This is a genomic window from Pseudomonas sp. TUM25319 (assembly GCF_056388475.1).
On the sequence record NZ_CM150751.1, the window covers coordinates 6423279 to 6445000 of the forward strand.

The 21722-nt window shown below is 56.9% G+C and carries 17 protein-coding genes, 4 tRNA genes and 2 rRNA genes (1 of these 23 only partly in view); all 23 read right to left on the reverse strand.

The genetic code is table 11. The annotated features are described in order from the left end of the window. Nucleotides 1-15: 15 nt before the first annotated feature. The gene (gene rpsJ / locus AC05QJ_RS29165) at nt 16-327 is read right to left on the reverse strand and encodes a 30S ribosomal protein S10 (RefSeq protein ID WP_003186070.1); all 312 of its coding nucleotides are present in this window, start codon (nt 325-327) and stop codon (nt 16-18) included. Between the two features lie 141 nt (nt 328-468). Beyond that, a complete protein-coding gene (tuf, locus tag AC05QJ_RS29170; protein WP_476744641.1) occupies nt 469-1662 on the reverse strand; it encodes an elongation factor Tu in 1194 nt (397 codons plus the stop codon). Nucleotides 1663-1692: 30 nt separating this feature from the next. Next, nucleotides 1693-3822 carry an elongation factor G gene (fusA, locus tag AC05QJ_RS29175; protein ID WP_476744642.1) on the reverse strand — a complete coding sequence of 710 codons (2130 nt, stop codon included), beginning with the start codon at nt 3820-3822 and terminating at the stop codon, nt 1693-1695. A gap of 30 nt (nt 3823-3852) precedes the next feature. Continuing rightward, nucleotides 3853-4323, reverse strand: coding sequence for a 30S ribosomal protein S7 (rpsG, locus tag AC05QJ_RS29180; RefSeq protein ID WP_009397350.1), 471 nt, complete (start codon nt 4321-4323; stop codon nt 3853-3855). A gap of 114 nt (nt 4324-4437) precedes the next feature. After that, nucleotides 4438-4809, reverse strand: a complete 372-nt coding sequence (gene rpsL, locus AC05QJ_RS29185) for a 30S ribosomal protein S12 (RefSeq protein WP_003186084.1) — start codon at nt 4807-4809, stop codon at nt 4438-4440. 210 nt (nt 4810-5019) lie between these two features. Continuing rightward, nucleotides 5020-9219 carry a DNA-directed RNA polymerase subunit beta' gene (gene rpoC / locus AC05QJ_RS29190; protein ID WP_476744643.1) on the reverse strand — a complete coding sequence of 1400 codons (4200 nt, stop codon included), beginning with the start codon at nt 9217-9219 and terminating at the stop codon, nt 5020-5022. A gap of 64 nt (nt 9220-9283) precedes the next feature. After that, nucleotides 9284-13357, reverse strand: a complete 4074-nt coding sequence (gene rpoB / locus AC05QJ_RS29195; protein WP_476744644.1) for a DNA-directed RNA polymerase subunit beta — start codon at nt 13355-13357, stop codon at nt 9284-9286. Nucleotides 13358-13577: 220 nt separating this feature from the next. Then, complete coding sequence (rplL, locus tag AC05QJ_RS29200; protein WP_476744645.1) at nt 13578-13943, reverse strand: 50S ribosomal protein L7/L12; 366 nt, start codon at nt 13941-13943, stop codon at nt 13578-13580. Nucleotides 13944-14020: 77 nt separating this feature from the next. Continuing rightward, the gene (rplJ, locus tag AC05QJ_RS29205; RefSeq protein ID WP_476744646.1) at nt 14021-14521 is read right to left on the reverse strand and encodes a 50S ribosomal protein L10; all 501 of its coding nucleotides are present in this window, start codon (nt 14519-14521) and stop codon (nt 14021-14023) included. 196 nt (nt 14522-14717) lie between these two features. Beyond that, complete coding sequence (gene rplA / locus AC05QJ_RS29210) at nt 14718-15413, reverse strand: 50S ribosomal protein L1 (RefSeq protein ID WP_476744647.1); 696 nt, start codon at nt 15411-15413, stop codon at nt 14718-14720. Beyond that, the gene (gene rplK, locus AC05QJ_RS29215; protein WP_009397375.1) at nt 15413-15844 is read right to left on the reverse strand and encodes a 50S ribosomal protein L11; all 432 of its coding nucleotides are present in this window, start codon (nt 15842-15844) and stop codon (nt 15413-15415) included. Before rplK ends, rplA begins: the two co-directional genes overlap by 1 nt. Before the next feature lie 117 nt (nt 15845-15961). After that, nucleotides 15962-16495 (reverse strand): transcription termination/antitermination protein NusG, encoded by a 534-nt coding sequence (gene nusG, locus AC05QJ_RS29220; protein WP_476744648.1) that lies wholly within the window; start codon nt 16493-16495, stop codon nt 15962-15964. Between the two features lie 9 nt (nt 16496-16504). After that, complete coding sequence (gene secE, locus AC05QJ_RS29225) at nt 16505-16873, reverse strand: preprotein translocase subunit SecE (protein ID WP_476744649.1); 369 nt, start codon at nt 16871-16873, stop codon at nt 16505-16507. Nucleotides 16874-16918: 45 nt separating this feature from the next. After that, nucleotides 16919-16994: transfer RNA gene (locus AC05QJ_RS29230), tRNA-Trp, on the reverse strand. Nucleotides 16995-17048: 54 nt separating this feature from the next. Beyond that, on the reverse strand, nt 17049-18242 hold the full coding sequence (tuf, locus tag AC05QJ_RS29235; RefSeq protein WP_476744641.1) for an elongation factor Tu: 1194 nt from the start codon (nt 18240-18242) through the stop codon (nt 17049-17051). An 83-nt stretch (nt 18243-18325) separates the two neighbouring features. Further along, a tRNA-Thr gene (locus tag AC05QJ_RS29240) sits at nt 18326-18401 on the reverse strand. Nucleotides 18402-18427: 26 nt separating this feature from the next. Beyond that, nucleotides 18428-18501 (reverse strand) — tRNA-Gly (locus AC05QJ_RS29245). A gap of 23 nt (nt 18502-18524) precedes the next feature. Continuing rightward, nucleotides 18525-18609 (reverse strand) — tRNA-Tyr (locus tag AC05QJ_RS29250). 144 nt (nt 18610-18753) lie between these two features. Beyond that, the gene (locus tag AC05QJ_RS29255; protein WP_476744650.1) at nt 18754-19170 is read right to left on the reverse strand and encodes a hypothetical protein; all 417 of its coding nucleotides are present in this window, start codon (nt 19168-19170) and stop codon (nt 18754-18756) included. A gap of 7 nt (nt 19171-19177) precedes the next feature. Next, a complete protein-coding gene (locus AC05QJ_RS29260) occupies nt 19178-19924 on the reverse strand; it encodes a pantothenate kinase (RefSeq protein WP_476744651.1) in 747 nt (248 codons plus the stop codon). Further along, nucleotides 19914-20867 carry a bifunctional biotin--[acetyl-CoA-carboxylase] ligase/biotin operon repressor BirA gene (gene birA, locus AC05QJ_RS29265; protein WP_476744652.1) on the reverse strand — a complete coding sequence of 318 codons (954 nt, stop codon included), beginning with the start codon at nt 20865-20867 and terminating at the stop codon, nt 19914-19916. The genes AC05QJ_RS29260 and birA overlap by 11 nt, the downstream gene beginning before the upstream one ends. Nucleotides 20868-21050: 183 nt before the next feature. Continuing rightward, nucleotides 21051-21166: ribosomal RNA gene (rrf, locus tag AC05QJ_RS29270) — 5S ribosomal RNA — on the reverse strand. 132 nt (nt 21167-21298) lie between these two features. Then, nucleotides 21299-21722 (reverse strand): 23S ribosomal RNA (locus AC05QJ_RS29275) (it continues 2466 nt past the right edge of the window).

Consider the following 21722-nt stretch of genomic DNA (forward strand, 5'->3'; position numbering starts at 1 on the left):
ACCAAGACCCGAGTCTTAGCCGAGGCTGATCTGCACTTCCACACCTGCCGCAAGATCAAGCTTCATAAGTGCATCAACGGTTTTATCCGTTGGCTGGACGATGTCCAGTACGCGCTTATGAGTACGGATCTCGTACTGGTCACGCGCGTCTTTGTTGACGTGCGGGGAGACCAGAACGGTGAACCGCTCTTTACGGGTAGGCAGTGGAATAGGACCACGCACCTGAGCACCAGTACGTTTCGCGGTTTCCACGATTTCCTGGGTAGATTGGTCGATCAGGCGATGGTCGAATGCCTTCAACCTGATACGGATTTGCTGATTTTGCATTGGATTTCAGACTCCAGGCTGCTATTCCCACCGGGCGCACTACGCCCGTTAAAAGGAGGCGTGATTCTATAGACGCCCCTATTGGGTGTCAACCCAATAAAAAAGCCCCCGCTGAGCGGGGGCTTTTTCAACCTATCGAGATTACTCGATGATTTTGGCTACGACGCCGGCGCCGACGGTACGACCGCCTTCACGGATGGCGAAGCGCAGACCATCTTCCATCGCGATGGTCTTGATCAGGGTAACAGTCATCTGAATGTTATCGCCTGGCATTACCATTTCTACGCCTTCCGGCAGTTCGCAGTTACCAGTCACGTCAGTAGTACGGAAGTAGAACTGTGGACGGTAGCCTTTGAAGAACGGAGTGTGACGACCGCCTTCTTCCTTGCTCAGAACGTAAACTTCTGCGGTGAACTTGGTGTGCGGCTTGACCGAACCTGGCTTGGCCAGAACCTGACCACGCTCAACGTCGTCACGCTTGGTGCCACGCAGCAGAACGCCGCAGTTCTCGCCAGCACGGCCTTCGTCCAGCAGCTTGCGGAACATTTCAACGCCGGTGCAGGTGGTCTTGGTGGTGTCACGCAGACCAACGATCTCGACTTCTTCCTGGATGCGGACGATGCCACGCTCAACACGACCGGTAACTACGGTACCGCGGCCGGAGATCGAGAACACGTCTTCGATTGGCATCAGGAACGGCTTGTCGATAGCACGCTCTGGCTCTGGGATGTAGCTGTCCAGAGTTTCAACCAGCTTCTTGACAGCCGAAGTACCCAGCTCGTTGTCGTCTTCGCCGTTCAGGGCCATCAGAGCCGAACCAACGATGATCGGAGTGTCGTCACCTGGGAAGTCGTAGGTGCTCAGCAGGTCGCGAACTTCCATCTCGACCAGTTCCAGCAGCTCTGCGTCGTCAACCATGTCAGCCTTGTTCAGGAAGACAACGATGTACGGTACGCCTACCTGACGGGACAGCAGGATGTGCTCACGGGTTTGTGGCATCGGACCATCGGCGGCCGAGCAAACCAGGATCGCGCCGTCCATCTGGGCAGCACCGGTGATCATGTTCTTGACGTAGTCGGCGTGGCCTGGGCAGTCAACGTGCGCGTAGTGACGGACGTTCGAGTCGTACTCTACGTGAGCGGTGTTGATGGTGATACCACGAGCCTTCTCTTCTGGAGCCGAGTCGATCTTGTCGAAGTCAACACGAGCCGAACCGAAAACTTCGGAGCAGACGCGAGTCAGAGCTGCGGTCAGAGTGGTTTTACCGTGGTCAACGTGACCGATGGTGCCAACGTTGACGTGCGGTTTGTTACGTTCGAATTTTTCTTTAGCCACGACAGTGAACCTCTTGCCTAAAGGGCTGGATTAGCCTTGTTTTTTAACGAGTGCTTCGACGATGTTCGACGGAGCTTCGGCGTATTTGGAGAATTCCATGGAGTAGCTCGCGCGACCCTGAGACATGGAACGAACGTCGGTCGCATAACCGAACATCTCTCCGAGCGGAACTTCAGCACGGATAACCTTGCCGGAGACCGAGTCTTCCATACCCTGGATCAGACCACGACGACGGTTCAGGTCACCCATCACGTCACCCATGTAGTCCTCAGGGGTCACCACTTCTACCTTCATGATCGGCTCAAGCACTTTACCACCGCCCTTCTGGGCCAGTTGCTTGGTCGCCATGGAGGCAGCGATCTTGAACGCCATCTCGTTGGAGTCGACGTCGTGGTAGGAACCATCGAACACGGTAGCCTTCAGGCCGATCAGCGGATAGCCGGCAACGACGCCGTTCTTCATCTGCTCTTCGATACCCTTCTGGATAGCCGGGATGTATTCCTTAGGAACCACACCACCAACAACTTCGTTGGTGAACACCAGACCTTCAGTGATGTTGCCCTTGTCGTCCACGTCCGGAGTCGAGAAACGAATCCAGCAGTGACCGAACTGACCACGACCACCGGACTGACGAACGAACTTGCCTTCGATCTCGACGTTGTCCTTGGTAGTGGTTTCGCGGTAGGAAACCTGCGGCTTGCCGATGTTGGCCTCGACGTTGAATTCGCGCTTCATGCGGTCAACGAGGATGTCCAGGTGCAGCTCACCCATACCGGAGATGATGGTCTGGCCGGTTTCTTCGTCGGTCTTGACGCGGAACGACGGGTCTTCCTGGGCCAGCTTGCCCAGAGCGATACCCATCTTCTCCTGGTCAGCCTTGGTTTTCGGCTCGACAGCAACCGAAATTACCGGCTCAGGGAAGTCCATACGCTCGAGGATGATCGGCTTGTCGGCGTCGCAGAGAGTGTCACCAGTGGTGACGTCTTTCATGCCGATCAGAGCAGCGATGTCGCCCGCACGTACTTCCTTGATCTCTTCACGCTGGTTGGCGTGCATCTGCACCATACGACCAACGCGCTCTTTCTTGCCTTTGACCGAGTTGATGACGGAGTCACCGGAACTCAGGAAGCCCGAGTAAACGCGGACGAAGGTCAGAGTACCAACGAACGGGTCGGTAGCGATCTTGAACGCCAGAGCCGAGAACGGCTCGTTGTCGTCAGCATGACGCTCGTCGACAATTTCATTGTCGTCGGTGCTGTCAGGGTGAACGCCCTTGATCGCAGGAATTTCGGTAGGCGCAGGCAGGAAATCGATAACAGCATCGAGAACCAGCGGAACACCCTTGTTCTTGAACGAAGAACCGCAGACAGCAGGAACGATCTCGCTCGCCAGGGTACGGGCGCGCAGACCAGCCTTGATGTCTTCGACGGACAGGTCACCTTCTTCCAGGTACTTGTTCATCAGCTCTTCGTTGGCCTCGGCTGCCGCCTCGACCATGTTGTTGCGCCACTCATTGGCCAGCTCGACCAGTTCCGCAGGAATCTCTTCCTCGCGGTAGGTGGTGCCTTTGTCGTCTTCGTTCCAGTAGATGGCTTTCATCTTGATCAGGTCGACCTGACCCTGGAAGTTCTCTTCCGAGCCGATGGCCAGCTGAACAGGAACCGGGGTGTGACCCAGACGGTTCTTGATCTGACCTACGACGCGCAGGAAGTCTGCACCAGCACGGTCCATCTTGTTCACGTAGACAACACGTGGAACGCCGTACTTGTTGGCCTGACGCCATACGGTTTCGGACTGAGGCTCGACACCGGAAGTACCGCAGAAGACAACGACAGCGCCGTCGAGAACACGCAGCGAACGCTCTACTTCAATGGTGAAGTCAACGTGGCCAGGGGTATCGATGACGTTTACGCGGTAGTTGTCGTACTGACCACGGGAACCTTTCCAGAAGGTAGTCACGGCAGCGGAGGTAATGGTGATACCCCGCTCCTGCTCCTGCACCATCCAGTCGGTAGTCGCGGCGCCGTCGTGCACCTCGCCCATCTTGTGGCTCAGACCTGTGTAGAACAGGATCCGCTCAGTAGTGGTAGTCTTGCCCGCGTCAACGTGGGCACAGATACCGATGTTACGGTAGCGGTTAATTGCTGTAGTACGAGCCATAAAGCCCTCGCAAAAAGATTGATGCCTGAATTAGAAGCGATAGTGCGAGAAAGCCTTGTTGGCCTCGGCCATACGGTGCACGTCTTCACGCTTCTTGACTGCAGCACCTTTGCCTTCAGCGGCATCCAGCAGCTCGCCAGCCAGGCGCAGCGCCATGGACTTCTCGCCGCGCTTGCGGGCGAAGTCTACCAGCCAGCGCATTGCCAGCGCGTTACGACGGGATGGACGAACTTCAACAGGAACCTGGTAGGTAGCACCGCCGACACGGCGGGACTTGACTTCGACCAGCGGAGCGATGGCGTCGAGAGCTTTCTCGAAGATCTCCAGGGGATCGCTGTTCTTGCGTGCTTTAACAGTATCCAGAGCACCGTAAACGATACGCTCGGCTACTGCTTTCTTGCCGCTTTCCATCACGTGGTTCATGAACTTGGCGAGGATCTGGCTTCCGTATTTCGGATCGTCCAGGATCTCACGCTTGGCTGCTACACGACGTCTTGGCATTGATAAGCCCTCAAACGGTCTTCAGGTTAGCCCGGGACACCCAACTCGAAGAGTTTTCGCCCGACCTTACTCTTATCGACTCAATAAAATGAATGAACTGCTGCAAACGACCGATTACTTCGGACGCTTGGTACCGTACTTCGAACGACCCTGGTTACGGCCTTTGACGCCGGAGGTATCCAGAGAGCCGCGAACGGTGTGGTAACGAACACCTGGCAAGTCTTTTACACGGCCGCCGCGAATCAGTACGACGCTGTGCTCTTGCAGGTTGTGGCCTTCACCACCGATGTACGAGGAAACCTCGAAACCGTTGGTCAGACGCACACGGCATACTTTACGCAGTGCCGAGTTAGGTTTTTTCGGCGTAGTGGTGTACACGCGGGTGCACACGCCACGACGTTGCGGGCAGTTCTGCAGCGCAGGAACGTCGGATTTCTCGACGATACGCTTACGCGGCTGACGTACCAGCTGGTTGATAGTTGCCATCTACTAGCTCCACTGTTGTCTTGCGACGCTATTGTCTTGCAAGAAAAGCAAAAATTGGCAGGACGGAGCCCTACCAAATTTAGGGGTACAAGAGTCTAAAGAGGATCTTGTACTCAGTCAAGACGAGGCCCCGGCTCGCCCTCACCAGCCATCGGCAACAATTTATGTCGTCGATGGCTGGTAAAAGCCTGCCGGGGCCCTGCCCTGCTTTCAGTTACCGCTGGAGTTCAGCGCTTCGGTCAGTGCGGCTTCCACCTCACTGGCACTCACACGCAGCGGCTTGTCTGCATCACGGCGACGCTTGCGCTCGCTGTGGTATGCCAGACCAGTACCGGCCGGGATCAGACGACCCACGACCACGTTTTCCTTCAGACCGCGCAGGTAGTCGCGCTTGCCGGTTACCGCCGCCTCGGTCAGAACGCGAGTGGTCTCCTGGAAGGAGGCCGCCGAGATGAACGATTCGGTGGACAGCGAGGCCTTGGTGATACCCAGCAGCACGCGCGAGAACTTCGACACGAACTTGTCTTCGCCGGCCAGACGCTCGTTTTCCACCAGCACCTGGGTCAACTCCATCTGGTCGCCCTTGATGAAGCTGGAGTCGCCGGACTCGGTGATCTCAACTTTACGCAGCATCTGACGCAGGATGGTCTCGATGTGCTTGTCGTTGATCTTCACGCCCTGCAGACGGTATACGTCCTGAATCTCGTTGACGATGTACTTGGCGAGCGCGCTCACACCCAGCAGACGCAGGATGTCGTGCGGATCGCTAGGACCGTCGGAGATGACCTCGCCGCGGTTCACTTGCTCGCCTTCGAAGACGTTCAGGTGACGCCACTTCGGAATCAGCTCTTCGTACGGATCGGTGCCGTCGTTCGGAGTGATGACCAGGCGACGCTTGCCCTTGGTCTCTTTGCCGAATGCAATGGTGCCGCTGACTTCGGCCAGAATCGACGCCTCTTTCGGACGACGAGCCTCGAAGAGGTCGGCAACACGCGGCAGACCACCGGTGATGTCACGGGTCTTGGACGTTTCTTGCGGAATACGCGCGATAACGTCACCCACACCGATCTGTGCACCGTCAGCCACACCAACCAGTGCGTTGGCCGGCAGGAAGTACTGAGCCGGTACGTCGGTACCTGGCAGCAGCAAGTCCTTGCCATTGGCGTCAACCATCTTGATTGCAGGACGAATTTCCTTGCCTGCAGCCGGACGATCCTTGACATCGAGAACCTCGATGTTGGTCAGACCGGTCAGTTCGTCAGTCTGACGCTTGATGGTGATGCCTTCTTCCATGCCCACGAAGGTCACGGTACCTTTCATTTCGGTAACGATCGGGTGGGTGTGCGGGTCCCACTTGGCAACGATAGCGCCAGCGTCGACCTTCTCACCTTCCTTGACCGAAATCACCGCACCGTAAGGCAGCTTGTAACGCTCACGCTCACGGCCGAATTCGTCGGCAATGGCCAGCTCACCGGAACGCGATACGGCTACCAGGTTGCCATCGGCGCGCTCGACCTGCTTCAGGTTGTGCAGACGGACCATACCGCCGTTCTTCACCTGGACGCTGTCGGCAGCCGAGGTCCGGCTTGCAGCACCACCGATGTGGAACGTACGCATGGTCAGCTGGGTACCCGGTTCACCGATGGACTGGGCAGCGATAACACCAACCGCTTCACCAATGTTCACCTGATGACCGCGGGCGAGATCACGACCGTAGCACTTGGCGCAAATGCCATAGCGGGTTTCACAGCTGATAGGCGAACGCACGATCACTTCGTCGATGCTGTTCAGCTCGATGAACTCGACCCACTTCTCGTCTACCAGAGTACCGGCCGGGACGATCACGTCGTCAGTACCAGGCTTGAACACGTCGCGAGCGATGACTCGACCCAGGACACGCTCACCCAGAGGCTCGACCACGTCGCCGCCTTCGATGTGCGGCGTCATCAGCAGACCCTGCTCGGTGCCGCAATCGATCTCGGTAACGACCAGATCCTGGGCAACGTCCACCAGACGACGGGTGAGGTAACCGGAGTTCGCGGTTTTCAACGCGGTATCCGCCAGACCCTTACGAGCACCGTGAGTCGAGATGAAGTACTGGAGTACGCTCAGACCTTCACGGAAGTTCGCGGTGATCGGTGTCTCGATGATCGAGCCGTCCGGCTTGGCCATCAGACCACGCATACCGGCCAACTGACGAATCTGGGCCGCGGAACCCCGGGCGCCGGAGTCGGCCATCATGTACATCGAGTTGAAGGACTCTTGCTCGACTTCGTCACCATGGCGGTCGATGACTTTCTCTTTCGAGAGGTTGGCCATCATTGCCTTGGATACTTCGTCGTTCGCCTTCGACCACAAGTCGATGACCTTGTTGTACTTCTCGCCCTGGGTAACCAGGCCGGAGGCGTACTGGCTCTCGATCTCCTTCACTTCATCGGTAGCGGTACCGATGATGCGGGCCTTCTCGTCCGGAATGACGAAGTCGTTCACACCGATCGAGACGCCGGAAATGGTCGAGTAGGCAAAACCGGTGTACATCAGCTGGTCAGCGAAGATCACGGTCTCTTTCAGACCAACCACGCGGTAGCACTGGTTGATCAGCTTGGAGATCGCCTTTTTCTTCATCGGCTGGTTGACCACGTCGTACGACAGGCCGGCCGGAACCACCTGGAACAGCAGCGCACGGCCGACAGTGGTGTCGACGATACGGGTGTTCTTGGTGACGCCACCATCACGATCCTTCACGGTTTCGTTGATACGAACCTTGATCTTGGCGTGCAGCGCAGCTTCGCCGGCGCGGAATACGCGGTCGACCTCCTGCAGGTCCGCGAACACGCGACCTTCGCCCTTGGCGTTGATGGCTTCACGGGTCATGTAGTACAGACCCAGTACCACGTCCTGCGACGGAACGATGATTGGCTCACCGTTGGCAGGCGACAGGATGTTGTTGGTCGACATCATCAGCGCGCGCGCTTCCAGCTGGGCTTCCAGCGTCAGCGGCACGTGCACGGCCATTTGGTCACCGTCGAAGTCGGCGTTGTACGCAGCACAGACCAATGGGTGCAGCTGAATAGCCTTACCTTCGATCAGTACCGGTTCAAAGGCCTGGATACCCAGACGGTGAAGGGTCGGTGCACGGTTGAGCAGCACGGGGTGTTCGCGAATCACTTCGGCGAGAACGTCCCAAACCTCTGGCAGCTCGCGCTCGACCATCTTCTTGGCTGCCTTGATGGTGGTCGCCAGACCACGCATCTCCAGCTTGCCGAAAATGAACGGCTTGAACAGTTCCAGGGCCATCTTCTTCGGAAGACCGCACTGGTGCAGGCGCAGGGTCGGACCTACGGTAATTACCGAACGGCCGGAGTAGTCAACACGCTTACCGAGCAGGTTCTGACGGAAACGACCTTGTTTACCCTTGATCATGTCAGCCAGGGATTTCAGAGGACGCTTGTTGGAACCGGTGATGGCGCGACCGCGACGACCGTTGTCCAGCAGGGCGTCGACCGCCTCCTGCAGCATACGCTTTTCGTTGCGCACGATAATGTCCGGAGCGGACAGGTCGAGCAGGCGCTTCAGACGGTTGTTACGGTTGATCACCCGACGATACAGGTCGTTCAGGTCGGACGTCGCGAAGCGACCGCCATCCAGCGGAACCAGAGGACGCAGATCTGGCGGCAGAACCGGCAGAACGGTCAGGACCATCCACTCAGGCAGGTTGCCCGAGCCCTGGAACGCTTCCATCAGCTTCAGACGCTTGGACAGCTTCTTGATCTTGGTTTCCGAGTTGGTCTGCGGAATTTCTTCACGCAGGCGACCGATCTCGTGCTCCAGGTCGATAGCGTGCAGCAGTTCGCGGACAGCTTCTGCACCCATGCGGGCGTCGAAGTCGTCACCGAACTCTTCCAGCGCTTCGAAATACTGCTCGTCGTTCAGCAGCTGACCCTTTTCCAGCGTGGTCATGCCCGGGTCGATGACAACGTAGCTCTCGAAGTAGAGCACGCGCTCGATATCGCGCAGGGTCATGTCCATCAGCAGGCCAATACGGGACGGCAGGGACTTCAGGAACCAGATGTGGGCAACAGGCGAAGCCAGTTCGATGTGAGCCATGCGCTCACGACGGACCTTGGCCAGCGCGACTTCGACGCCGCACTTCTCGCAGATGACGCCACGGTGCTTCAGGCGCTTGTACTTGCCGCACAGGCACTCGTAGTCTTTGACTGGGCCAAAGATCTTGGCGCAGAACAGACCGTCACGCTCAGGCTTGAACGTACGGTAGTTGATGGTTTCCGGCTTTTTTACTTCACCGAACGACCACGAACGGATCATCTCAGGCGAGGCCAGTCCAATACGGATGGCGTCGAACTCTTCGACTTGACCCTGGTTTTTCAGCAAATTCAGTAGGTCTTTCAAGGCCTTTCCTCCTGGCGGAGCAGGGAGCGGGCTTTTCAGCGCCGCTCCCGATTCGCGTCACGTGTTATTCGGTTTCCAGATCGATATCGATACCGAGCGAACGGATCTCTTTGATCAACACGTTGAAGGACTCGGGCATGCCCGGCTCCATACGGTGATCGCCGTCCACGATGTTTTTGTACATCTTGGTCCGACCGTTCACATCGTCCGACTTCACTGTGAGCATTTCTTGCAGAGTGTATGCCGCGCCGTATGCTTCCAGCGCCCACACTTCCATCTCCCCGAAACGCTGACCACCGAACTGCGCCTTACCACCCAGCGGCTGCTGGGTAACCAGGCTGTAAGAACCAGTGGAACGCGCGTGCATCTTGTCGTCCACCAAGTGGTTCAGCTTGAGCATGTACATGTAACCTACGGTCACTGGACGCTCGAACTTGTTACCGGTACGACCGTCGAACAGCACCATCTGGCCGCTTTCCGGCATGTCTGCCAGTTTCAGCATGGCCTTGATTTCACGCTCCTTGGCACCGTCGAAGACTGGAGTTGCCATAGGCACGCCCTTCTTCAGGTTGCCGGCCAGCTCAAGGATTTCCTGGTCGGTGAATTCTTCCAGGTTCTCCTGACGGCCACCGATCTCGTTGTAGATCTCGGTCAGGAAGCCACGCAGTTCCGCGGCCTTGCGCTGCTCTTCGAGCATGCGGTTGATCTTCTCGCCCAACCCCTTGGCCGCCAGGCCCAGGTGGGTTTCAAGGATCTGACCGACGTTCATACGCGAAGGTACGCCCAACGGGTTGAGAACCACGTCGACCGGAGTACCGTTGGCATCGTGCGGCATGTCTTCGACCGGCATGATCACCGAGACCACACCTTTGTTACCGTGACGACCGGCCATCTTGTCACCCGGCTGGATGCGACGGCGGATTGCCAGGTAAACCTTGACGATCTTCAGAACGCCTGGCGCCAGGTCATCACCTTGCTGCAGCTTGCGCTTCTTGTCTTCGAACTTGTCGTCCAGCAGACGGCGACGATCAACGATGTAGGCCTGAGCCTTCTCGAGCTGTTCGTTCAGCGCGTCTTCGGCCATACGCAGTTTGAACCACTGGCCGTGCTCCAGACCGTCCAGCACTTCGTTGGTGATCACGGTGCCTTTCTTCAGGCCCGCACCACCATCGACTACCTGGCCGTTCAGGGCAGAACGCAGACGCTCGAAGGTTGCGCCTTCAACGATGCGGAACTCTTCGTTCAGATCCTTGCGGATTTCGTCCAGCTGCATCTTCTCGATGGACAGCGCACGGCTGTCGCGCTCGACGCCATCACGGGTGAAGACCTGTACGTCGATGACAGTACCCTTGGTGCCGGTTGGCACACGCAGGGAGGTGTCCTTAACGTCGCTGGCCTTCTCACCGAAGATCGCACGCAGCAGTTTCTCTTCCGGAGTCAGTTGGGTCTCGCCTTTTGGCGTGACCTTGCCGACCAGGATGTCGCCGGCGCCAACTTCGGCACCCACGTAGACGATACCAGCCTCGTCCAGCTTGTTCAGCGCTGCCTCACCCACGTTCGGGATGTCCGCGGTGATTTCTTCTGGGCCAAGCTTGGTGTCACGAGCCACACAGGTCAGTTCCTGGATGTGGATCGTGGTGAAACGGTCTTCCTGAACCACACGCTCGGACAGGCAGATGGAGTCTTCGAAGTTGAAGCCGTTCCACGCCATGAACGCGATACGCATGTTCTGACCCAGAGCCAGTTCACCCATGTCGGTGGACGGACCGTCGGCCATGATATCGCCACGCTGGACCACATCACCCTTGTTCACCAGCGGACGCTGGTTGATGCAGGTGTTCTGGTTCGAGCGGGTGTATTTGGTCAGGTTGTAGATGTCGACACCGGCTTCACCGGTTTCAACTTCGTCATCGGCAACGCGAACAACGATACGGCTGGCATCGACGGAGTCGATTACGCCACCGCGACGAGCAACGACACAGACGCCGGAGTCACGGGCAACGTTGCGCTCCATGCCGGTACCTACCAGCGGCTTGTCGGCGCGCAGGGTCGGTACAGCCTGACGCTGCATGTTCGAACCCATCAACGCACGGTTGGCGTCGTCGTGCTCGAGGAACGGAATCAGCGACGCTGCAACCGAAACTACCTGCTTCGGCGAGACGTCCATCAGGGTCACATCTTCAGGTGCCTTGACGGTGAATTCGTTCAGGTGACGAACAGCTACCAGCTCGTCGATCAGTTGCTTCTTCTCGTTCATTGCGGCCGAAGCCTGTGCAATGACGTGATCCGCTTCTTCGATCGCCGACAGGAACACGATATCGTCGGTGACAACACCCTCTTTCACCACGCGATACGGGCTTTCCAGGAAACCGTACTGGTTGGTGCGGGCATAGGCCGCCAGGGAGTTGATCAGACCGATGTTCGGACCTTCAGGGGTCTCGATCGGGCACACGCGACCGTAATGGGTCGGGTGTACGTCACGGACTTCGAAGCCGGCGCGCTCACGGGTCAGACCACCCGGGCCGAGTGCAGATACACGGCGCTTGTGAGTAATCTCGGAGAGCGGGTTGTTCTGGTCCATGAACTGCGAAAGCTGGCTGGAACCGAAGAACTCCTTGACCGCAGCAGCCACTGGCTTGGCGTTGATCAGGTCCTGAGGCATCAGGCCTTCGCTTTCAGCCATCGACAGACGTTCTTTGACCGCACGCTCGACGCGGACGAGGCCCACGCGGAACTGGTTCTCGGCCATCTCGCCTACGCAGCGGACACGACGGTTACCCAGGTGGTCGATGTCGTCGACGATGCCTTTGCCGTTACGGATGTCGACGAGAGTCTTCAGGACTTCGACGATGTCTTCCTTGCTCAGCACACCCGAACCTTCGATCTCGGTACGACCGATACGGCGGTTGAACTTCATGCGGCCCACTGCGGACAGGTCGTAGCGCTCGGCACTGAAGAACAGGTTGTTGAACAGGGTCTCGGCGGCGTCCTTGGTTGGCGGCTCGCCTGGACGCATCATGCGATAGATCTCGACCAGCGCTTCCAGTTGGTTGCTGGTGGAGTCGATCTTCAGGGTGTCCGAGATGAACGGACCGCAGTCGATGTCGTTGGTGTACAGCGTCTCGATGCGAACGACCTGAGCCTTGGCGATCTTGATCAGCAGCTCGGTGGTCAACTCGGTGTTGCACTCAGCCAGAATTTCGCCGGTAGCCGGGTGCACGATCGCCTTGGCAGTGGTGCGACCCAGTACGTATTCGAGCGGAACGTCCAGTTGCTTGACGCCAGCTTTCTCGATCTGGTTGATGTGGCGGGCGGTAATACGACGGCCCTGCTCGACGATAACCTTGCCGGTCTCGTCCTGGATGTCCATGACCGCAACTTCACCACGCAGGCGCTGAGGCACCAGCTCCAGGCTCAGCTTCTCGCCGGACACATGGAATACGTTGGTGGTGTAGAAGGCGTCGAGCACTTCTTCGGTGCTGTAGCCCAGCGCACGCAGCAGAACCGAAGCCGGCAGCTTGCGGCGGCGGTCGATACGGACGAATACGCAGTCTTTCGGGTCGAACTCGAAGTCCAGCCAGGAGCCGCGGTAAGGAATGATACGAGCGGAGTACAGCAGTTTGCCGGAGCTGTGAGTCTTGCCGCGGTCGTGGTCGAAGAACACGCCTGGCGAACGGTGCAGCTGGGAAACGATAACACGCTCGGTACCGTTGATAACGAAGGTACCGTTTTCAGTCATCAGGGGGATTTCACCCATGTAGACTTCTTGCTCTTTGATGTCCTTGATCGCTTTGTTCGACGATTCTTTGTCGAAAATGATCAGGCGCACTTTCACCCGCAGCGGGACGGCGTAGGTCACGCCACGCAGTACGCACTCTTTGACATCAAATGCCGGCTCGCCCAGACGATAGCCAACGTACTCCAGGGCAGCATTGCCGGAGTAGCTGATGATCGGGAAAACCGACTTGAAGGCCGCATGCAGGCCCACGTCGCGGAACTGATCCTTGGTCGCTCCCGCTTGCAAGAATTCGCGATACGAATCCAGCTGGATGGCCAGGAGATAAGGCACATCCATGACGTCCGGCAACTTGCTAAAGTCCTTGCGGATACGTTTTTTCTCAGTGTATGAGTAAGCCATCAGCGTTCCCCAGCTTGGTCACCTGCTTGTTTGGCTCCTCCCGGCGGGAGCAGCCAGAAAATCGTGCAAACCCCATGGTTTGCGCCACCTCTCTGCGGTGGTTGCAGCTCGTTATCGACATCGACCTGATCGACTGCCAATAACGGAAAAAGGCCGGTGGCAAGAGCCACCAGCCATCAGCCGTTTGCTTAACGCTCGGGCTGGAGTCGCAAGGTCGAAATTACTTGATCTCGACTTTAGCGCCTGCTTCTTCCAGCTTCTTCTTCGCGTCTTCAGCGGCTTCTTTCGAAACGCCTTCAGCGATAACCTGAGGAGCGCCATCGACTTTCTCTTTGGCTTCTTTCAGGCCCAGACCGGTCAGCTCACGAACAGCCTTGATCACGTTGACTTTCTTCTCGCCAGCTTCGGCCAGAACAACGTTGAACTCGGTTTGTTCTTCAACGACGGCAGCGGCAGCAGCTGGGCCAGCAGCGGCAACAGCAGCGGTAACGCCGAAGGTTTCTTCCATCGCTTTGATCAGCTCAACAATTTCCAGAACGGTTTTCTGGCCGATTGCTTCGATGATTTGCTCGTTAGTCAGAGACATGACTTAAATCCTGTATTGGGGTGACAGCCTACGCAGCCATCAAATTAAACATATGAGTGGAAAGAGGTTTTCGCGCCTTAGGCTGCGGAAGCTTCTTTCTGGTCGCGAATGGCTGCCAGGGTGCGAGCCAGCTTGCTGGTGGCGCCTTGGATAACGCTCATCAGCTTCGCGATAGCCTCGTCGCGGGTCGGCAGGGTAGCCAACACGTCGATCTGGTTCGCTGCAATGAACTTGCCGTCAAACGCAGCTGCCTTGATCTCGAACTTGTCCTGACCCTTGGCGAACTCTTTGAACAGACGGGCAGCAGCGCCCGGGTGCTCGTTCGAGAATGCAATCAGGGTCGGGCCGGTGAAGGCGTCGTTGAGGACACTGAACTCAGTGTCTGCAACAGCGCGCTTGAGCAGGGTGTTACGTACGACACGTACGTAAACGCCAGCTTCACGAGCCTCTTTACGGAGTCCGGTCATTGCGCCTACAGTCACGCCACGGGCATCAGCCACAACAGCGGACAGAGCGACTTTGGCAGCCTCGTTGACTTCAGCGACGATGGCCTTCTTGTCTTCGAGTTTAATTGCCACGGGTTTACTCCTGGTTTCTACCGTTTCATCCGACCGAGGTCAGATGTCGTTTTGGTGTCTGATTCGATAACGAATCGGGAGCACCATCTGCGTAGGCTTGAGGTTTAAGGCTTGCGCCGCCTACGGTCTTGGACAGCCCCCGCCAGGCAGGGACCCCAATTTTTCAACGACGGGGCGATCACTCACCCCTTCGCTCTTAAGCGTTCAGCGAGCTCTGATCGATGACCAGACCTGGGCCCATGGTGGTGCTCAGGGTAACGCGCTTGACGTAGATACCTTTCGAGGAAGCTGGCTTGATACGCTTCAGATCAGCGATCAGGGCTTCAACGTTTTCCTTCAGCTTGACGGCTTCAAAGCCGACTTTGCCAACGGAGGTATGGATGATGCCGTTTTTGTCGGTGCGATAACGAACCTGACCAGCCTTGGCGTTTTTAACCGCAGTGGCGACGTCTGGAGTCACGGTACCCACTTTCGGGTTAGGCATCAGGCCGCGAGGACCCAGAACCTGACCCAGCTGACCTACAACACGCATCGCGTCCGGGGAAGCGATAACGACGTCATAGTTCAGGTCGCCGCCTTTCATTTCGGCAGCCAGATCGTCCATACCTACACGGTCAGCGCCGGCAGCCAGAGCGGCCTCAGCAGCTGGACCCTGGGTGAAGACGGCTACGCGCACGGTCTTGCCAGTGCCGTGTGGCAGCACAGTAGCGCTACGAACGACCTGGTCGGATTTACGCGGGTCAACACCGAGGTTGACAGCAACGTCGAAGGACTCGGTGAACTTCACCGCGGACAGCTCAGCCAACAGGGCCGCTGCGTCTTCGAAGTTGTAGACTTTGCCCGCTTCTACTTTAGAAGCGATAGCCTTTTGGCGCTTGGTCAGCTTAGCCATTACACACCCTCCACGTTGAGGCCCATGCTGCGAGCAGAACCGGCGATGGTACGCACGGCTGCATCCAGGTCAGCAGCGGTCAGATCGGCAGACTTGGTCTTGGCGATCTCTTCCAGCTGAGCACGGGTCACAGTACCGACTTTAACGGTGTTCGGACGCGCGGAACCGCTGGTCAGGCCAGCGGCCTTTTTCAGCAGAACCGAAGCAGGGGTGCTTTTGGTTTCGAAAGTGAAGCTGCGGTCACTGTAAACAGTGATGATCACAGGCGTCGGCAGACCTGGCTCTTGACCCTGAGTACGGGCGTTGAAGGCCTTGCAGAACTCCATGATGTTCACGCCGTGCTGACCCAGTGCTGGACCAACGGGCGGACTTGGGTTGGCCTGGCCGGCCTTAACTTGCAGCTTGATGTAAGCCTGAATCTTCTTAGCCATGAGCTACTCCAATATCGGGTACGAGCGCCAAAAGGCTCCCCGGGTTACTTACGTTTTATCCCAGTGACGAAAAAACCCCGCAGCTCGCGGCTGCGGGGTGTGGGATGCATCGCTCAGCTAGACCTTTTCGACCTGACTGAACTCAAGCTCTACCGGAGTAGAGCGACCGAAAATGAGCACCGCAACCTGCAGGCGGCTCTTCTCGTAGTTAACCTCTTCGACCGTGCCATTGAAATCAGCAAACGGACCATCGATGACCCGAACCACTTCACCTGGCTCAAACAGAGTCTTCGGTTTCGGTTTGTCGCTACCATCAGCAACGCGCCGCAGAATTGCTTCAGCTTCTTTATCAGTGATAGGAGCAGGCTTGTCAGCCGTGCCACCGATGAAGCCCATGACACGAGGGGTGTCCTTGACCAAGTGCCAAGTCCCTTCGTTCATTTCCATCTGAACCAGCACGTAACCAGGGAAGAACTTACGCTCGCTTTTGCGCTTCTGGCCGTTGCGCATCTCAACCACTTCCTCAGTGGGAACCAGAATCTCGCCGAAGCCGTCTTCCATACCTGCCAGCTTTACGCGCTCTATGAGAGAGCGCATCACATGCTTCTCGTAACCCGAGTAGGCATGCACAACGTACCAACGCTTAGCCACAGGACACCCTTAGCCGACAATCAAGGAAATCAACCAGCCGAGCAGAGAGTCGAGCCCCCACAACAGCAGCGCCATGACCAGCACCACAGCCACAACGATCAGCGTGGTTTGGGTAGTCTCCTGGCGGGTTGGCCATACGACCTTACGAATCTCGGTGCGAGCTTCCTTAGCGAGCGCAAAAAACGACTTCCCCTTCACTGTCTGCAACGCAACAAAAGCAGCGACAGCAGCCAGGACGAGCAAGGCGATTACGCGATACAGGATCGGAGAGGCGGAGTAATATTGATTACCAACAACACCAACGACCACCAAAGCAACAACAGCAAGCCACTTGAGCAAATCAAAACGAGATTCTTGGGCTTCGGACTTGGAAGTCATACGGAGGGATCCTGTGAAAAGAAAGCCAGACACACGAGGTGAATCTGGCAGGTCAGGAGGGAATCGAACCCCCAACCTACGGTTTTGGAGACCGTCGCTCTGCCAATTGAGCTACTGACCTAAAAGCTTAATCAGGCCGGCCACTATACCGGCCTGATAGAGTTAAATCAACTACTTATTCGATGATTTTGGCTACGACGCCGGCGCCGACGGTACGACCGCCCTCACGGATAGCGAAGCGCAGACCATCTTCCATCGCGATGGTCTTGATCAGGGTAACAGTCATCTGAATGTTATCGCCTGGCATTACCATTTCTACGCCTTCCGGCAGTTCGCAGTTACCAGTCACGTCAGTAGTACGGAAGTAGAACTGTGGACGGTAGCCTTTGAAGAACGGAGTGTGACGACCGCCTTCTTCCTTGCTCAGAACGTAAACTTCTGCGGTGAACTTGGTGTGCGGCTTGACCGAACCTGGCTTGGCCAGAACCTGACCACGCTCAACGTCGTCACGCTTGGTGCCACGCAGCAGAACGCCGCAGTTCTCGCCAGCACGACCTTCGTCCAGCAGCTTGCGGAACATTTCAACGCCGGTGCAGGTGGTCTTGGTGGTGTCACGCAGACCAACGATCTCGACTTCTTCCTGGATGCGGACGATGCCACGCTCAACACGACCGGTAACTACGGTACCGCGGCCAGAGATCGAGAACACGTCTTCGATCGGCATCAGGAACGGCTTGTCGATAGCACGCTCTGGCTCTGGGATGTAGCTGTCCAGAGTTTCAACCAGCTTCTTCACAGCCGAAGTACCCAGCTCGTTGTCGTCTTCGCCGTTCAGGGCCATCAGAGCCGAACCAACGATGATCGGAGTGTCGTCACCTGGGAAGTCGTAGGTGCTCAGCAGGTCGCGAACTTCCATCTCGACGAGCTCCAGCAGCTCTGCGTCGTCAACCATGTCAGCCTTGTTCAGGAAGACAACGATGTACGGTACGCCTACCTGACGGGACAGCAGGATGTGCTCACGGGTTTGCGGCATCGGACCATCGGCGGCCGAGCAAACCAGGATCGCGCCGTCCATCTGGGCAGCACCGGTGATCATGTTCTTGACGTAGTCGGCGTGGCCTGGGCAGTCAACGTGCGCGTAGTGACGGACGTTCGAGTCGTACTCTACGTGAGCGGTGTTGATGGTGATACCACGAGCCTTCTCTTCTGGAGCCGAGTCGATCTTGTCGAAGTCAACACGAGCCGAACCGAAAACTTCGGAGCAGACGCGAGTCAGAGCTGCAGTCAGAGTGGTTTTACCGTGGTCAACGTGACCAATGGTACCAACGTTGACATGCGGCTTGTTACGCTCAAACTTTTCCTTAGCCATCGATACCATCCTCAACAGAAGAATTAAGCTGCGACACCAACCATTAAAACAAAGGCAGATATTTTCATATCTGCCTTGTTATATGGAGCTCTTGAGCGGATTTGAACCGCTGACCTCACCCTTACCAAGGGTGTGCTCTACCAACTGAGCTACAAGAGCGAAACACCTTGCAAAAACAGCAAACCTGGAGCGGGTAGCGGGAATCGAACCCGCATCATCAGCTTGGAAGGCTGAGGTTCTACCACTAAACTATACCCGCGGAGCTTGCAGCTCTCGCTAAACTGGTGGAGGGGGAAGGATTCGAACCTTCGAAGTCGTAGACGTCAGATTTACAGTCTGATCCCTTTGGCCGCTCGGGAACCCCTCCTAAGCGTGGTCGGCATTTTGTCTCTTTGCCTATCTACTGTCAAGCTTTTTCTCTTTAAAATCTTGAGCTTAGCTATTTGACAGCTACTTCGCAGTTCAGCCACTTAGTGGTTATCCCTGTGAAGCGGGCGCCATTCTATGCAAACTATTCGACGGTTGCAATACCCTCGCACCGCATTATTTTACTTTTTAAGTCATTGAAATCATTGGAAAGAGAAGCCAGGAGGGTTTGGTCTAGCAAATGCCGGCTTTCAGGCCTGATTTGCAGCCACCAACCCGGGTTATCCACCACTTTGCCAACCACCTTCCTCGACGAAACATCCAGACTGATCAGGCGCTGACGCAGCGCCTCCAAAAGCTCCGGCGTCGCTAACCCACCCAGATAAAGGCACTCGTTCTCACCCTTACCCTGTGAAGCTTCGCTCAGCAACTGAATGCCTTGCTGACTCCCCTTGTAGAGAGAGAGCGACTGAACCTCTTTCACCCTCAATGGCGCCTCTTGCTGATGCCAGACGTAGTAAAAAATGTTCAGGACCAGCAGCAACAGAAACAACCAGCGCATAGGCACCTCAATCCAGGGGGCAAGCGATGGCCAGCCCGACGAAAACCAAGTCAGGGATCACGCGAGCCGCCGGCACTACTGGCTGCACCAGGGAGGCATCACCACCGGTGATGAAAAACGCGAACTCCTCCCCCCATAGCCGCCTTGCCTGCTCAAGCTGCGTCAGCACAAATCCTTGCAACATCAGCATGCACCCTCGCTCCACCGCCTCAACAGTCGAACAACCAGGCTTCAGACTGGCGAGCGCCTGCTCTGCGGAGGCGTCGTCATAGCGGATCCGACGGGTATGAGTTCTGAGCTGATTCCGCATCAACGGCATACCAGGACAGATAAAACCGCCAAGATGCTCTCCTGTCGCCGTGACGAAATCAGAGGTGACCGCAGTCCCCAGATCAATCACGACGCACGCCTTCTTCGCGATGTGGTATCCACCGACCACGGCCAGCCAACGGTCCAGCCCCAAGCGAGCATACTCGTCATAGCCATTGCGAACCCCAGCCAGCTCCTGGGCGGGAACCGCCTTTTCGGCATCGATCGCGAATCTCGCGGAGAGTGCATCAACCAGTAACGCTGTCTCCTCCTCGCTACGAACGCTCACCAATCGAGCTCGATCAGGCAGAAGGCCGGTCGCCACTACTGCCTCCAGAAGCGCCGGGGTCGAGTCGACGACCCCGCCCGCCAAAACCGCGGCGCCTGCGTCACGAATGACTCGCCATTTGATAAAACTGTTCCCGCAATCGAGCTCAAGAATCATCTCGCAACCTCAAACTGAGCTCACCACCGCTGAAGCTCTTCTCAATACCATCAACACTGAGCCGCAAAGCGCCCTGGTGATCAATGCCAAGCACTACACCATTGATACTGCTGGAGCCCGCAACCAGCGATACAGCTCGCCCCTGCCAAAGATGCGCGGATTCCCATTCAGCCTGCAAAGCGCCAAAGCCCTCGGCACGGTGCCTTGCAAGATAGTCCTGCAGGCTATCACCAAGTGACGCAGCGAGCGCATTACGGTTTATTTCGCGCCCAAGCTCGAGACAAAGGGAGGTCCACGCCTGGTCTATTTCGGCGTGCTGCATATTCACGTTGATGCCAACGCCCAGGACAACGTGACAAACGTCCGCAGGATCCCCTACCAGCTCCAGAAGAATCCCGGCAATCTTGCGATTCTCGACTAAAACGTCGTTAGGCCACTTGAGCCCAGCGCGCACCCCCATCTCCTGGAGCGCCCGCCTTACCGCCAAGCCGACAACCAGGCTCAAGCCTTCAAGCTGACGCATACCGCCGTCGACCCGTAAAACCAGGCTGTAATAAAGATTCTGGGCAAAGGGACTAGACCAGGCTCGACCACGGCGCCCGCGCCCCGCACTCTGCCGCTCGGCAAGCACGAGAAAAGGTGCTGGACGCCCTTCGGCAACCAGACGTAGCGCCTCGGCATTCGTGGAGTCGATCTCGCCGTAAACCTGCACAGGCCAATATGCCTGGGCAGATCTGCGCGAAATTTCTCCGGCATCCAGCAACAACAACGGTGCAGCCAAGCGATAACCACGACCACGGACCTTGTACACGGCCAGGCCCAGTTCCGACTCAAGGGATTGCAACTGTTTCCAGACAGCGCTGCGACTCACTCCCAGCGCGGCACCCAAGGCCTCACCAGAATGAAAACGACCATCCTTGAGGAGTGTTAACAGCTTCAGCATGGCAATCTCGATACACAATGAGGCAGGCATGATAGCCATGCCCAAAGAGCTTGCATAGAAATCAGAGAATCACCAACGGCAGTTTCAGAGACAGCAGCGCGCAGGAGATATTGGACGTGGTGTTTCAAGACCACAAAGACAAAACCCCTACCTGCGTACGCAGATAGGGGTTTCGGAATTTAATCTTGACGATGACCTACTCTCACATGGAGAAGCTCCACACTACCATCGGCGATGCATCGTTTCACTACTGAGTTCGGGATGGGATCAGGTGGTTCCAATGCTCTATGGTCGTCAAGAAATTCTGTGTGCCAACTCGTCTTTCGACGCTTCGGCAAATCGGGTATGTGATCTTTGTGGGTTCACGAATCTTCGGTTCATTCGTCTTCACCACCACAATCCGGCTTCCGCGCAGATTGCTTGGGTGTTATATGGTCAAGCCTCACGGGCAATTAGTATTGGTTAGCTCAACGCCTCACAGCGCTTACACACCCAACCTATCAACGTCGTAGTCTTCGACGGCCCTTCAGGGAGCTCAAGGCTCCAGTGAGATCTCATCTTGAGGCAAGTTTCCCGCTTAGATGCTTTCAGCGGTTATCTCTTCCGAACATAGCTACCCGGCAATGCCACTGGCGTGACAACCGGAACACCAGAGGTTCGTCCACTCCGGTCCTCTCGTACTAGGAGCAGCCCCTCTCAAATCTCAAACGTCCACGGCAGATAGGGACCGAACTGTCTCACGACGTTCTAAACCCAGCTCGCGTACCACTTTAAATGGCGAACAGCCATACCCTTGGGACCGGCTTCAGCCCCAGGATGTGATGAGCCGACATCGAGGTGCCAAACACCGCCGTC